The organism is Paraburkholderia sp. EG286B, from assembly GCF_040965655.1.
GTDB lineage: Bacteria > Pseudomonadota > Gammaproteobacteria > Burkholderiales > Burkholderiaceae > Paraburkholderia.
Window position 1 is genome coordinate 1 of the sequence record NZ_JBFRCF010000035.1, and the last position, 14,137, is coordinate 14,137.

The 14,137-nt window shown below is 62.4% G+C and carries 12 protein-coding genes; 3 read left to right on the forward strand and 9 right to left on the reverse strand.

The window, feature by feature from the left end:
• Window positions 1-132: 132 nt before the first annotated feature.
• Together AB4Y42_RS39280 and AB4Y42_RS39285 are read right to left on the reverse strand one after the other, a co-directional pair.
• A complete protein-coding gene (locus AB4Y42_RS39280; protein ID WP_368697277.1) occupies window positions 133-741 on the reverse strand; it encodes a hypothetical protein in 609 nt (202 codons plus the stop codon).
• A gap of 468 nt (window positions 742-1,209) precedes the next feature.
• Window positions 1,210-1,461: a pentapeptide MXKDX repeat protein gene (locus AB4Y42_RS39285; RefSeq protein WP_368691184.1), complete on the reverse strand. Its 252-nt coding sequence runs from the start codon at window positions 1,459-1,461 to the stop codon at window positions 1,210-1,212.
• A 365-nt stretch (window positions 1,462-1,826) separates the two neighbouring features.
• On the opposite strand from AB4Y42_RS39285, the gene AB4Y42_RS39290 reads away from it, so the two are divergent.
• The 3 genes from AB4Y42_RS39290 (at window position 1,827) to AB4Y42_RS39300 (ending at window position 5,426) form a co-directional block, all read left to right on the forward strand.
• Window positions 1,827-2,684 carry an MBL fold metallo-hydrolase gene (locus AB4Y42_RS39290; protein ID WP_368697311.1) on the forward strand — a complete coding sequence of 286 codons (858 nt, stop codon included), beginning with the start codon at window positions 1,827-1,829 and terminating at the stop codon, window positions 2,682-2,684.
• A gap of 135 nt (window positions 2,685-2,819) precedes the next feature.
• Window positions 2,820-4,244, forward strand: coding sequence for a phosphatidylserine/phosphatidylglycerophosphate/cardiolipin synthase family protein (locus tag AB4Y42_RS39295; protein WP_368697278.1), 1,425 nt, complete (start codon window positions 2,820-2,822; stop codon window positions 4,242-4,244).
• A gap of 216 nt (window positions 4,245-4,460) precedes the next feature.
• Window positions 4,461-5,426: a LysR substrate-binding domain-containing protein gene (locus AB4Y42_RS39300; RefSeq protein WP_368697279.1), complete on the forward strand. Its 966-nt coding sequence runs from the start codon at window positions 4,461-4,463 to the stop codon at window positions 5,424-5,426.
• Here the strand turns inward: AB4Y42_RS39300 and AB4Y42_RS39305 are convergent.
• The 7 genes from AB4Y42_RS39305 to AB4Y42_RS39335 form a co-directional block, all read right to left on the reverse strand.
• The gene (locus AB4Y42_RS39305; protein WP_368697280.1) at window positions 5,423-6,367 is read right to left on the reverse strand and encodes a cupin; all 945 of its coding nucleotides are present in this window, start codon (window positions 6,365-6,367) and stop codon (window positions 5,423-5,425) included. The genes AB4Y42_RS39300 and AB4Y42_RS39305 overlap by 4 nt on opposite strands.
• A 376-nt stretch (window positions 6,368-6,743) precedes the next feature.
• The gene (locus tag AB4Y42_RS39310) at window positions 6,744-7,943 is read right to left on the reverse strand and encodes an amidohydrolase family protein (protein ID WP_368697281.1); all 1,200 of its coding nucleotides are present in this window, start codon (window positions 7,941-7,943) and stop codon (window positions 6,744-6,746) included.
• Between the two features lie 161 nt (window positions 7,944-8,104).
• Complete coding sequence (locus AB4Y42_RS39315; protein WP_368697282.1) at window positions 8,105-9,304, reverse strand: porin; 1,200 nt, start codon at window positions 9,302-9,304, stop codon at window positions 8,105-8,107.
• 118 nt (window positions 9,305-9,422) lie between these two features.
• The gene (araD, locus tag AB4Y42_RS39320) at window positions 9,423-11,174 is read right to left on the reverse strand and encodes an L-arabinonate dehydratase (RefSeq protein WP_368697283.1); all 1,752 of its coding nucleotides are present in this window, start codon (window positions 11,172-11,174) and stop codon (window positions 9,423-9,425) included.
• Window positions 11,175-11,218: 44 nt separating this feature from the next.
• Window positions 11,219-12,145, reverse strand: coding sequence for an ABC transporter permease (locus AB4Y42_RS39325; protein ID WP_368697284.1), 927 nt, complete (start codon window positions 12,143-12,145; stop codon window positions 11,219-11,221).
• On the reverse strand, window positions 12,145-13,026 hold the full coding sequence (locus AB4Y42_RS39330; protein WP_368697285.1) for an ABC transporter permease: 882 nt from the start codon (window positions 13,024-13,026) through the stop codon (window positions 12,145-12,147). The genes AB4Y42_RS39325 and AB4Y42_RS39330 overlap by 1 nt, the downstream gene beginning before the upstream one ends.
• The gene (locus AB4Y42_RS39335) at window positions 13,023-14,114 is read right to left on the reverse strand and encodes an ABC transporter ATP-binding protein (protein ID WP_368697286.1); all 1,092 of its coding nucleotides are present in this window, start codon (window positions 14,112-14,114) and stop codon (window positions 13,023-13,025) included. The genes AB4Y42_RS39330 and AB4Y42_RS39335 overlap by 4 nt, the downstream gene beginning before the upstream one ends.
• Window positions 14,115-14,137 lie beyond the last annotated feature (23 nt).

Below are 14,137 nucleotides of genomic sequence, written 5' to 3' on the forward strand. Positions count from 1 at the left end.
CCCACAGCGCTTAAAACAAGGTTGATTCGCGTTGAAATTGCACAATGCGAAAGATTTGGAGACGGTGGGCGCGTAAATCGAGGAAGGCAGCTTCCGCCGGGGGCGTATTTCCGCAACCTGCTAGGCGACGCATCACCGCTTGAAGAACCGACGTTTTTCCTGTCTTTCGAAGACCAAAAAGCCCGACGCTTTGATTTTTAACGGTGCAATTCTGGATGAGCTCTTGCACAAGCGGATCACGGCCGAAGAAGTACTGATCCGATCCAATCCAATCGGAGAGGACATCCCGAACAAATCTATCTTCCCGAATCGGGAAGATATTTTTGATCTTATAAAAAAACTGCCTTTGCCGGGATTTAAAATTTCATCGACAGTTATTCCTATAATTACTCGGTCCGCATCTGATTCAAGGAGTGCGTCGGTCGATTCCTTGTCACCGTTATGCAGAACAAGAAAGAGAACTTTATCGATTCGATGTCTGAAATCAGGCGATCTTGAGATTTGCTCTATAGAAGTAAGAATTCGCGCATCAGATTTTGGTTGCGGAGAATAAATGACTAAGATTTCTTGCTGGAGGCCGAATCGCTGGTTCATATGGGATTTCGGCTCTGCAAGCCAAAAATATTTCTCCCCATGAGCGGCTCCAAAGGTAATGTCGAATCCCTCGTCTAATAATTCGGCCATGCGTTTCTGATCGGCATGAGATGCAAAAAACGCATTTTGAGCGTGGTCTTTGATCATTTTTCTATTAAATCAGCATGAATTCAATGAAGGTGCATCATTATAGACCGGCGGTGTCGAATATGTAGAGTCAAACGCGTGCAGTTGTGGTTGCGGCTGCTGCCTTGGCCGCGTAGGGGCAACTCGGCTTAACGAGCGTCTATCCCAGCAAAGCAATCTGCTTGGGAGTCGGCCGGGCGACCGACCGTTCGTCCTCGAAACCCGCCCTCTAAGCGGTGCGGTGTTCAAGGACCGCATCGGGTCGACTACTGCCACCCGCATCAGCTAGCAGTCGGCCAATTGCCGACGCTGGCCACCGTTCTCACGCTGACATTCATACGTCGGCTCTCCAGCAGGCAACGGACGTTCCGAAACCGTCAAGGCTTTAAAGGGCCTGACTACTGCGCGGGTGCTTGGTGAGGGTGATCCGTGGAGCGCTTCCGGGGAGCGTCTTCTGGTTTGGCATCAGCGGATCACTTCGCATCGACACTACTCCTTCACCTCGGCACTCTTTGTTTCATCTCCGGCCATGCCGTCGTGGTTCATCGCATCTTCTTTCATCCCGTCTTTGGCCGCGCTGTCGGCGCTCATCGCGTCTGATTCTGTTGCGCTCTTTGCGGTTATCTCCTGACTCGGCGCGTCGTTGGCAGTCGCGTCGGTTGGTACACTATCATCAGCAAAAGCGCCCGCGGTCGCGAACGAGAAGCAGCTGGCGAGAATGGTGGCAGTGAGCTTGTTCATGATGTGATCCCTCAGCGAACCGACAGTGAGTCGGAATATCGATAGGACAGTAGCCCGATGGTGGGGGCCCGGTCTTGCCGTGAATCAGTGATGGGCATGGCACTTCCCGGTATCCCCGTCGGCGACGGTCATGTCATTCTTGCGCGAATGGATACGACAGGAAGTCGGCAACTACTCCAAAGGGCATGGGTAAAGACCCGATATGTGGCGGCCCAAATTCCGTGCAATGACGGTTAGTCAAGAGGTGAAGCGCTACGAAGCTGGTGGCTCCGACTTCCTCCCGTTGCTCCGGTCGTCTCTTCGTGGTTGAAAGGTCTATGATGGGACTGTGAGGTTGCCATGCGTTGTCAGGACCCGAGCATCGAATGAAGCCACCACGCAATACCGACTCCGCGCCTGGAGAGTGGTATATCGACACAGCGTGCATCAATTGCGGTGCATCGCGTCATGTCGCGCCCGGGCTGATCGTCGAGCGAAACGACAAAAGCATCTTCGTTCGGCAGCCCGGCACGCCGGAAGAGCAGCTTGCTGCCTGGCGTGCGGTGTTCGTATGCCCGACAGCATCGGTACGCAGCGAAACGAAGCAGCTTCGTCCGAACGCGGTGATCTTTCCACAGCAGATCACATCGGGCGTGTGGCGCTGCGGATTCAACTCACGCTCATCGTTTGGCGCACATTCTTATATTGCCTCGCGTGCGGACGGCAATCTGCTGATCGACTCACCGCGCTATGTGGCAGAGCTCGTCAAATGGTTCGACGACGCCGGTGGCATCGCACACATTCTTTTGTCGCATCGTGACGACGTCGCAGACGCCGACAAATACGCGCGTCGATTCGGCGCGCGCGTCTGGATTCACCGGGAGGACCGCTCGGCCGCCCCCTATGCAACGGATCTTCTCGACGACATGTCGGCGCCGACCATTGCGGCCGGCGTACAGGCAGTCCCCGTGCCCGGTCACACTCGGGGTAGCGTCGTGTATCTCCTCGACGATCGCATTCTCTTCTCGGGTGATTCGCTTGCCTGGAGCCCACGCGAGCAGGACCTCGTGGCATTCAGGGACGCGTGCTGGTACTCATGGACCGAGCTCACCGAATCGCTCAGCAAGCTGGCCGTGTATCGTTTCGAATGGCTGCTTCCTGGTCACGGCTGGCTCGCGCACTTGCCGGCCAAGGAAATGAGTGCTCGCTTGGTCGCATTAGTTGCACGCATGCGAAATGGTTGAAGTCGCCGGATCGGGCTCGCCGTTCTGTTCACCTTCCCGATGTAACAGCGAGCGACTTGACCGCGCTTACGCGACAAAGCTTCCAGACCTTCAAAGACATAGGACCGGAGACAAATCGTACCCGTTCGCCACATCATGACCGCAACAAGAAGCCTGGCGCTCGTTCTGGCATGCGTGTTTGCCTCTTCTCAGCAAGGTCACGCGCAATGTGTCGACCTGGTCGCCAGTCTTGACGACGGTCAGTTGATGCAGTCGCGGATTGCGCTGGTCGACCGTGCCACGCCTACCGAACAGATCCGCATCCTCGCCTACATCTTCGAAATCGATCAGACCGGCGGCCTGCTTTTGCGTCATCTGGTCGAGGCTGCGCGCCGAGGCGTGCCGGTCAAGCTGCTGATCGACGGCATCGGCCCCGAGCCGCACTACCCGTTCGAGGACGAGCTCGTCGTCGCCCTGCACGAGGTGGCGCCCGGCATTGAACTCCGAATCTTCCATCCACGATCCGATCTCGTCGAGATTTCGCATCGCATGCACGACAAACTGTTCCTGGTTGGCGACACGGCCGTGATCGGCAGCACCTCGATCTGGGATGAAAGCTTCCGCAACTGGCTCAGCGAGCGCGATCTGATGGTGTCGGGCGACGCCGGCCAGGAGGCCTCCTCCCTGCACGCCATGTACCAGCATTTCGCCTTGTTCTGGAATAGCCCGGAAGTGGTTCGCCCCGAGCCGGAAAAATTCCTCAAAGTCGAAAGTCCTTATCGAGACTCGCAGGGTTATCCGACGCTGGACCCGGCGCGCATCCACTACTGGCGCGAATGGCTGCAGGCTCCGCTCGATGCCGCTACCCAGGCGACAGACCCGGCCGCTACCGATACACCCACTGCCTCCGATACGCCCAATGATCCCGCCACTCCGCCCGCTCCCGGGGCGTCTTTTGATCCCGCCTGGATGCCGATCGCCTGCGAGCGCCTGCACTATGTCCACGACTGGCCCGACAAGCGCTCGCCAGGCACGTTGCAGGACATGCTAGAAGCATTCGATACGGCGCAGCACGAAATCCTGATCATCAACCCCTACCTGATCCTGGTGCCGGAACTGCGCGAGGCGCTTGAGCGCAAGCGGCGCGAAGGTGTCCACGTGATCCTGGTGAGCGCCTCGCTGGCGAGCATCACGCAGGAATTCCCCGCAGTCGGACGCGCCTATGCCGACGATCTGCCCGGCTTGGTGAATGCCGGGATCGAGGTGCGCGAATACTCCGACCGAGAGAACCGCATGATGCACGCCAAGCTGGTCCTCATCGACGGCCATCGATATTATCTTGGCAGTTTCAATTTCGATTCGCTGTCGGCCCGCTTGAATACCGAAAACGGCCTTTGGATAGAGATCCCTGAGGACGGGCTCGATCCCTTGCAAGACAGCGTGGCGTACTTCCTGAGCAACTCAAGTTCGGTGAGCGACGCCAATGGCCGCCTTCTGGCGGATCCCGATGCGCGCTGCCGGGCCGCCGGCTGCGGCGGTGCCTGGTGGTGGGTGACGATGCTAATCAGGAACTTCCTCTGAGCGCGGCGTGCCCTGTCGCTAAACTACGTGGCCAGTTCGGGTCGCCGTCCGCACTGTGTCGCGCAGTAGTCGGCCATGATTCGTCATTGAAAGATAAAATTTGAGCGGCTGCTAACGGGCCACGTTCGACCTTACCATCACCCCATCTCCACGCCGACTGCACCGACCCGGTACACTCTCAGGGAAGCCAAAAGCCCGACCATCAAACTCGCCCCCATGGACTACTTCGCCGCAGTACGGGCTTTCGTTCGCGCAGCGGAACTACAGAGTTTTAGCAAGACCGCCAACGAACTGTCCGTAAAAACCTCGACTGTCTCGCGCTACATAAGCGAGCTGGAAAAAGACCTCGGCATCGCGCTATTCAACCGATCGACACGCGGACTAGTCCTGACAGAAGGCGGCCGCCTCTTTCGCGAACACGCCGCGTTTGCGTTGCGAGCCCTCGACGACGCACGGGAAGTCACCTCATCGCTGAATCGCACGCCGCAAGGCGTGCTGCGCGTGACGATACCGCCTGCATTCGGACGGCTACACATAGTTCCGCATCTGCCGGCCTTCATGTCGCGCTATCCCGACATCGACCTCGACATCGTCTCGACGGACGAAACGCTCAACATGATCGACGCAGGCATTGACGTGGCTATCCGTACCGGCGTAATGCCCGATTCATCATTGATGGCGAGACGCCTCGCGCCGCATCGTCGTATTGTCTGCGGCAGCCCCGCCTATCTTGAGCGTAGTGGTATACCGCGCACGCCTGACGATCTGTCCGCGCACGACGCACTTCGCCTGTCGCTTATGCCGGATGACAAATGGTCCTTCGTACGAAGCCCCGCGAACTTGCAGTCGGCGCAGGAGGCACCGCAATTGACGGTGGTCGAACTGAAGGGACGCCTGCGTGCTAGCGACCAGGAAGCCGTGCTCGCGCTCGCCGTGGCCGGTTGCGGCGTGGCGCTCCTGCCGACCTGGCTCGCTGCCGCGGACCTGCGCGCCAGACGCTTGCAGCAGGTGCTGCCGGAATGGGAGGCGCGTAGCGGACGAGCCGACCCCGCGGTCTGGGCGGCTTATCCGCCCAAGAAGGTCGTTTCGTCGAAAGTGCGCGTCTTCGTGGACTTCTACGCCGAAGCGTTCGGCGAGCCGCCGTACTGGGACGACGGACTCGCGCCGATACGTACGCCTTAACGCGCGAAGCGGATGTCCAGCGTGCGCAGATACGTCTGCAAGCCCGCGTCCTGGATCGGAATCACATACGCGTTGTCGGTCGTTTCATTGAAATGCGCGTGCCAGTATCCTGGGGGCGTAACGAACGCCATACCCGCTTCCCAATCGACGCGAGTCGGATTCGCGATATTGCCCTCCGCGTCGAGTTCGGTGCCGACCAGCGTATAGACGCCGGGCCCGCCGCCGGCGATAAAGTCGAGAGCAATCGACTGGTGTCGATGCGGCTTCTGCACCGAATGCGGCGGCACGATGCCGAACATTGCCCACAGCACGTGCGTGACCGTGCGCGTCTGCGGAAAGTTGACGTTGCCCATTAGCACGCTGATGCGGTTGCGGCGGCCCGCGTTGCTTTGTTCCGCGACTTCGCGCAATGCTGCCTGCGCGTCGGCGGCCGGATAGCGTGTGGGCGCAAAGCGCGCCTGTACCTGGGTTGTGCCAAGATAGGTCAGCAGCGGCGCATCATTGACGTAGTACAGCGTGGCGGTCGCATCCGAGGAGAGCACAGCGGCGACGCCGCCCGGAAGCGTAAAGAAGTCGCCTTGCGCAAACGGAAAGCGCGTTGTGCCCTGCTTCACGCTGCCCGTTCCGCTGATCACGTAGCAGACCTGCGAGGTCGCGTTCGGATCGAGCGTCAACACTTCGCCCGCCTCGATACGCAGGAAGCTTGCGCTCAAACCCGGGCCGGTCGCGGGACCGGGACACTCCAGTTCGGCGGACAGGTCGAGCGGCACGACCCGGGTTGCGCCGTCGGCATAGAGCGAAGGCGGGAAGTTGCGGAACGGCACGCGCGAGATGAGTTTTGCGCCGATCGGATTGGCGGACGACGTGTATTCGAAGTACTGCGCGTCCTCGGTCGCCACGTCGGGTTCGGCGAGAAGTGCGGGAAATGTTCTGGTCAGCATGTTTGCTCCTTTCGAGTGCCAAGAAGCTTCGTGCGGGTCCATTCTGGTGGAGAGCGCCGCGTCCGAAGGCTGACCTGACTGTAGGGGTGGGGCCTTGACGCCAGAAGTACCGAACGTCGAAATCACTTTTGCGCAAAAAGGTACATGATGCGTCCGGTCGCGGCCAGGCGGATTGCCCCGACCGGCCTGCATGCCCGTCAATATCGGCAGCGTGGCTATGAAGCGGCGTTCAACGACATCGCGTTGAAGAGCCGAAGTCGATGCGACAGCGGACATTTGGTTGCGTATGTTGATCGACCGCTCCACGCCCTCAGACACTCAGTCAAGCTTTTTGGCGGACCGAACGCGCCGGCGTGCTGCATGTCCCGCCGATCGCTCACACGATCCACTCCCCGTCACGCACAACTACGCGTCCGTTCGCAACAACCAGCTTGCGCTTCGGACGCGCGACGACGGCCTGCGCGACGCTCTCCGCGTCCACGACGACAAGCTCCGCCCGCGCCCCAACCTGCAGACCATAGTCGGTGAACCCGCAGCCTCGCGCGGCGGCATCGCTCACGCAGTCGAATGCGATTGCGATATCGTCGTCGCGCCGCAAGTCGTAGCGCAAGCCGATCAGCATGGCACGCTCGAGCATGTCGGGCACGCCATACGGCGACCACGTGTCGCGAATGCCGTCGTTGCCGCCAAACACCGTCACGCCCCTGTCGCGGCAGACCTTGAGCGGCGGAACCGGGCACGAAGGCGGTGCGCTCGTCAGCAGCGCCACGCGCAGTTGCGCAATCCGGTCGATCAACGCGTCGCGCGCCCGCTCCGGCAACGCGCCCAGACAAAACGCGTGACTCACGACAACCTGACCTTGCATGCCGAGCGCCTGCACGCGATCGAGCAGCAGTTTCAGCGTGAACGCCCCGACCTCGCCGGGTTCGTGCAGATGAATATCGATCGGCTTGCGATGGCGCTCCGCCAGTGCGAACGTGGCATCGAGCGAGGCCACGGGATCGCCGTCGATCAGCGCCGGGTCGAGCGCACCGAGCACGTCGGCGCCGGCCGCCAGCGCGCTGTCGAGCAGTTCGACCGTCCCCGGCCGGATCAGCATGCCCGACTGCGGAAACGCGACGATCTGCAGGTCGAGGACATCGCGCAGCGTCTGCCGCGTGGCCAGCACGCCTTCGAGGTAACGCAGTCGCGCGTCGGTGTCGATGTCGACATGGGTCCGCAGGCGCGTCGTACCGGCCTGCACGAATGCGCGCGCCAGCGCGAGCGACTGGGCGCCGGCATCGTGACCCGAGGTCCTGCGCCATTCGCGCTCGTTGGCGATGCGGTCGGTAAGCAGCGGCCCAACCTCGTTGCGATACCACGGGCGGCCCCAGTTGCTCTTGTCGAGGTGCGTGTGGCCCTCGACGAAACCGGGCAGCAGCAGCCCGGCGCCGCCGTCGACGACCGGTACGCCCGGCTGTGCCGCGACGTGGGGTCCGATTGCCTCGATGCGGCCATCGGCGAGCGCGACGGCAACGCGCTGGCCGTCGGCCAACCTGACGTTGGAGAGATGAAGCGCGGAAGTCGTGAATGTCATGCCGATTCTCCTTGAAGCATCGCAGGATCTTATCGATTCGGCCGGATATTCAAAGATTAGATGTTCTACTACCTCTGCCCGCAAAAAAAACGGCGGCGCCGGTTATCAACCCGGCACCGCCGAACATACTGCTTTCGGAGCGTGAAGACTTCGATATGTGCTTAGAAGCGGTGAATGATACCGATCGCGCCCGCCACCTGGCTGCGCGACGAAGACGGCGCGCTGTTCTGGCCATCGCCGATGTCGGCAGTCGCGTTGATGATGTTGCCCGCGCCGTTCGTGCCAAGCGTCTGACCGCCTGCGCGCTGGTACGCCTCGACGAAGTACAGACCCGTGCGCTTCGACAGCGTGTAGTACTGCGACAGGTTGTACTGTGCGTACGAAGCCGAGCTCTGGATGCCGTTGGCCTTGGTCGCGCGCGTGTAGGCGAAACCAGCCGCGAGATCGAGCGTGGTGATCGGCTTGTAGTGCAGCACGACGCCGCCCGTGTTCCAGATTTGCGTGTCGTGGAAGGACGAATTCGTGCCCGGAATGTACTGGACGTTCGAGTAAGCCACCGAAATGTCCCACTGCGAGCTGAACTGGTAGCCAGCCGTCACCGCCAGGCGCTGCTGCGACTGTGTCGTCCGGAAGCCGTTCGTGAGAGCCGACACGCCCGGCTCGCCAGCGCTGTTCGCCGTCGAGTTATCGCCCCACGCGCCGCCGCCAGGCGTCGAATTGTGGAGGCGCTCGAAGCCTACGGCGATGCCTGCCGGACCGTGCAGATATTGCGCGGCGACGCTCCACGTCTGGCCTGCGCCGGTGCTGCCCGCCACGCCGCCCAGTGCATACATGCCGCTCACGGTCAGGCCCGCGATGTTCGGCGACGTATAGACCATCGAATTGTTGATGCGATAGATGGTGTCCATCGAATCGATATCGCCCGGGTGCGCGCCGTATGCGCCGGTCAGCCACGTGGTCGGGCTGTACGGCGAGAGCAGCGTGTAGTACGGGGCGTACTGGCGGCCGGCCGTCAGCGTGCCGTAGTTCGCGTTCGTGACACCCACGAACGCCTGGCGGCTGAACATCAGGTTCGTGGTCTGCTGTGCGCCCGTTGCCGAATTGAAGCCTTCTTCGAGGGTGAAGATCGCGCGCGTGCCGCCGCCCAGATCTTCGCCGCCCTTCAAGCCGAAGCGCGACCCGGCCCAGATGCCCTGCGCCATCTTGACGACCGAACGTCCGCCAGAGGTCTTGCCCAGCGAGGTGGAACTGCTTTGATAACCAATACCGTTATCGACGATACCGTACAGCGTGACGCTGCTTTGCGCGTGAGCGCCCAGCGCGGCGAGTCCAAGCGCGGAAGCGAGGATAGTTTTTTTCATCAGTCGTCCTATCTTTAGTCGTTGTGGTTTGCTACTCGTTAAAACCCTGGTTGCTACATTGCCTCCTGCCCGGCAGGGAGCGCAGCGCCCCTGAAGCGCTCCCTGGCGACGTGTCTCCTTAGTGAATCTCGGGCTCGCCGCCCGCGCTGGCGCACGAGCCGCCCACGCCGTCACGCTGCATGAAGTCGAACTCGCAGCCGTTGTTGGCCTGCATGACGTGCATCTGGTACATCGCGCCGTAGCCGCGCTTGAAGCGCGCTTCCGGTGCGACCCACGCGGCCTTGCGGCGCGCCATTTCCTCGTCCGGAATCAGCACGTTCAGGCGCCGCTCCGGCACGTTCAGCTCGATCAGGTCGCCGTCCTGCACGAGCGCGAGCGGACCGCCGATGAACGATTCCGGCGCCACGTGCAACACGCACGCGCCATAGCTCGTGCCGCTCATGCGAGCGTCGGAAATACGCAACATGTCGCGCACGCCCTTCTGCAGAATCTTCTGCGGAATCGGTAGCTGGCCCCACTCGGGCATGCCGGGCGCGCCGACCGGTCCCGCGTGCTGGAGCACGATCACGCTGTTCTCGTCGCAGTCGAGGTCTTCGCTGTCGATGCGCGCAGCCATGTCGTTGTAGTCCTTGAACACCACGGCCTTGCCCGTGTGCACGTGCAGGTGCTTTTCCGCCGCGCCCGGCTTGATCACGGCGCCGTCCGGCGCGAGATTGCCGCGCAGCACGGCGAGGCCCGTATCCGGCATGAGCGGCTTCGCGCGGCGATAGATCACCTCTTCGCTGTAGATCTCGGCGTCGGCGATGTTCTCGCCGAGCGTCTTGCCGTTCACGGTCATCTGCGTGCCGTCGATCAGCTCGCCGAGTTCCTTGAGCATCGCGCGCAGGCCGCCGGCGTAGTAGAAGTCCTCCATGAGGTACTTGCCGGTCGGGCGGATATTCGCGAGCACCGGCGTGCGGCGCGCGATTTCATCGTACTGTGCGAGCGTGAGATCGACACCAGCGCGGCGCGCCAGCGCGATCATGTGGACGATCGCGTTGGTCGAGCCCGACAGCGCGAGACACGTGGTCACGGCGTTGTCGACCGACTTGCGCGTGATGATGTCCGACGGCTTCAGGTCTTCCCACACCATCTCGACGATGCGCATGCCCGTCTTCGCCGACATCTGCGCATGGCGCGAGTCCGGCGCGGGAATCGAGGCGAAGCCCGGCAGCGTGAAGCCCAGCGCTTCCGCGGCACTCGTCATCGTCGATGCCGTGCCCATCGTCATGCAGTGGCCCGGCGAGCGTGCGATGCCGCCCTCCACGCCCTTCCAGTCCTCGTCGGTAATCTTGCCCGCGCGCAGGTCGGCCCAGTACTTCCAGGTGTCCGAGCCCGAACCGAGCGTCACGCCGTTCCAGTTGCCGTTGAGCATCGGGCCCGCCGGCAGGAAGATGGTCGGCAGGTCCATCGAGATCGCGCCCATCAGCAGCGCCGGCGTGGTCTTGTCGCAGCCGCCCATCAGCACGACACCGTCGGCCGGGTACGAACGGATCGTCTCTTCCGCTTCCATGGCGAGGAAGTTGCGATAGAGCATCGTGGTGGGCTTCTGGAACGGCTCGGAAAGCGTCTGCACCGGCAACTCGATCGGGAAACCACCCGCCTGCCAGATGCCGCGCTTGACCTCTTCCACGCGCTGCTTGAAGTGCGTATGGCAGGGGTTGATCTCGCTCCACGTATTGAGGATGGCGATCACCGGTTTGCCCGCGTACTCCTCGCGGCTGTACCCCATCTGCGCGGAGCGCGAGCGATGGCCGAACGACCGCAGGTCGTTCACGCCATACCAGCGGTGGCTGCGCAGTTCTTCGGGGGTCTTTCGCTTCTTGCTCATCTTGCGTTGCTCCAGGTGTTTCCAGTAAAGCCGCCGGCTTCGCGCTAGCGTTGTTCCTTCACGCGCGACACGAGCTGTGTCGGGCTGACGAATTGCAGGGCGACCAGCACCCACGCAAGCGTGATGGCCATGTAGATCATGGCCATCGCGTCGATGGATTGCGGCGCACGCACGCCCGTCGAGAAGACGGCGTAGTACAGCGCAACCACCAGCGTTTGCGTGTCGGGTCCGGCGGTAAAGAAAGTGAGTTCGAACATGCCGATCGTGCGCACCAGCACGAGCAGCCCCGCCGCCAGCATCCCCGGCACGAGGAGCGGCAGCAATACATAGCGGAAATAGCGCAGCGTGTTCGCGCCGAAAATGCGCGCGGCAGACTCGAGGTTCGGATCGATCTGCTCGATGAACGGCGTCATCACGAGAATCACGAACGGCAGTGCGGGCACCAGGTTCGCGAGGATCACGCCAGGCAGCGTGCCCGCGAGGCCGATCTGGTACATGGCAGTGGCCATCGGAATACCGTACGTGACGGGCGGCACCATGAGCGGCAGCAGGAATACGAGCATGGCAATGCGCTTGCCTGGGAACTGCGCGCGCGCCAGCGCATAGGCGGCAGGCACGCCCAGCGCGATGGAGAGCAGCACGACCGAGCCGACCACTTCGAACGTCACCCACAGCACGCTCGACAACTGGAAGTCGCGCCACGCCTGCGCATACCAGTGCAGCGTGAAGCCTTGCGGCAGCGGCGTGCCGAACCAGCGCGTGGCGATGGAGTTCACGCCCACGGTAGCGATCAGCAGCACCACGTTGAGCAGGAAGAACACCACGCCGCCCCAGACGAACACTTTCCAGAGCACATCGGGCAGGCGCGAAGCGGGCCTGGCCTGCTCGACGTTGGCGGCGGGTGCGGAACGTTGCTCGCTCGTCGTCGCTTCCGCGCCGAGGCCGGCCGCGTTGCGTTGATGTGCGGTCATCAGCCTTTCCCTCCGCTCACCGGGCCCGAGTAGAAGAAGCGCTTGGCGCTCAGCATCGCGGCCACGACGATCAACTGCACGAAGCCCATCACGATGGCGATGGTCGAGGCGAGCGAGTAGTCATAGCTCTCGAACGCCGCCTCCGCTGCCGCAATGGAGATCACGCGCGTGGGACCCGCGGGCGCGCCGAGCAGCACCGCCGAAGGAAACACCGAATACGCCTGCACGAACGACAGGCATGCGGCCATCGTGAGACCCGGCGCGAGCAGCGGCAGATAGATTTGCCGGAACTGCTGCCACGGGCCTGCGCCAAGCGTGGCCGCGGCACGCGCGAGCGTCGGGTCGATGCCGGTCACGTACGAGAGCGTGAGCAGAAACGCGAACGGGAAACCCGAAACGATCAGCGAGATCAGCACGCCCCAATAGTTGTGCGTGAGCCGGATCTCTTCGTTCGTATACAGATGCAGTGCGTGCAGCGCCTGCGGGAACCAGCCGTTCGGGCCGAAGTAGCTCAGCATGCCGTCGGCGATCAGCACCGTGCCGAGCGTGACGGGGATGACGAGCAGCGTGGTCACGAGCTTCTGGTACGGCGACTTGCGGCGCAGCGCGAAGGCCACCGGCAGCGAGAGCCCGACGTTAATGATCGTCGCGGGCACCGCCAGCTTGAGCGTGACGAACACCGTGGGCCACAGCGAAAGGTCGTGAACGAACTGCAGGTAATTCGCGAACACGCCGCCGCCGTTCATCGGCCTGAACGACAGCACGAGGCCGTAGGCGAACGGGTAGAGGAACATCGCGATGATGAAGCCGAGCGCGGGCGTGATGAGCCAGCCGCGCGAATCGCGCGGCGCCTTGACCAGCGACGGAATGAGCGTGCTCATGACGCACGCTCCGCGTAGGCCAGCACGTGCGAAGGCGCGACTCGCAGCGTGGCGCGCTCGCCCGCTGCGAATTCGCCTTCCACGCGCGCCCACAGCTTGCCGAACGGCGCGTTAGCGAGCAGCAGCGAGTCACGGCCGCCGTATTCGACCATTTCCACTTCGACGTCGAAGGCGTTCGCATCGCCCGCGTTGGCGCGCTCGAAATCTTCGGGGCGCATGGCCACGGAAATTTCGTTGCCGCCGTTGTTGGCAGCAATATCGCCCATCGGCACGCCAGTGAGCGTGATGCCCGACGACGACATCGCAACATGCCCGCCCTGCTCGCCCGTAATCGCGAACGGCAGCACGTTACGAAAGCCCATGAAGCGCGCAACGTGCAGATTCGAGGGGCGGCTATACACTTCCTTCGGCGTCGCGACCTGCTGCACGACGCCCTCTCTCATCACGACGATGCGGTCCGCCATCGAAAGCGCTTCGTCCTGATCGTGGGTCACGTAAATCGTGGCGCGTTCGAGCTGCCCGTGAATGCGGCGGATTTCCGCGCGCATTTCGATGCGCAGCTTGGTGTCGAGGTTCGAGAGCGGCTCGTCCATCAGCACGAGCGGCGGCTCGATGACGATGGCGCGGGCAATCGCCACGCGCTGCTGCTGGCCGCCCGAAAGCTGGCCCGGCAGCTTGTTTTCATGGCCGACGAGCTGCACGAGCTGCAGCGCCTCGCGCGCGCGGCGCTTCGCCTCGTCGCGCGGCACGCCCTGCATTTTCAGGCCGAAGCCGACGTTTTCCAGCACTGTCATGTGCGGGAACAACGCGTAATTCTGGAACACCATGCCGAAGCCGCGCTTCTCGGGCGGCAGTACGTCGATGCGCAGCTCGTCCAGCCAGATGCTGCCGCTCGTGAGCGGCTGCAGACCGGCGATGCAATTGAGCGCGGTGGATTTCCCGCAGCCCGAAGGCCCGAGCAGCGCGATGAATTCGCCGCGGCGAATCTCGAGGTCGAGACTACGCAGCGCGGCGAGCTGCGTCCCCTCTGCGCTGGTGAAGCTACGGCACACCGAATCGAGACGCAGACGATCGAAAGAATGCTTCATGACACGTTCCTGACCAACATCAT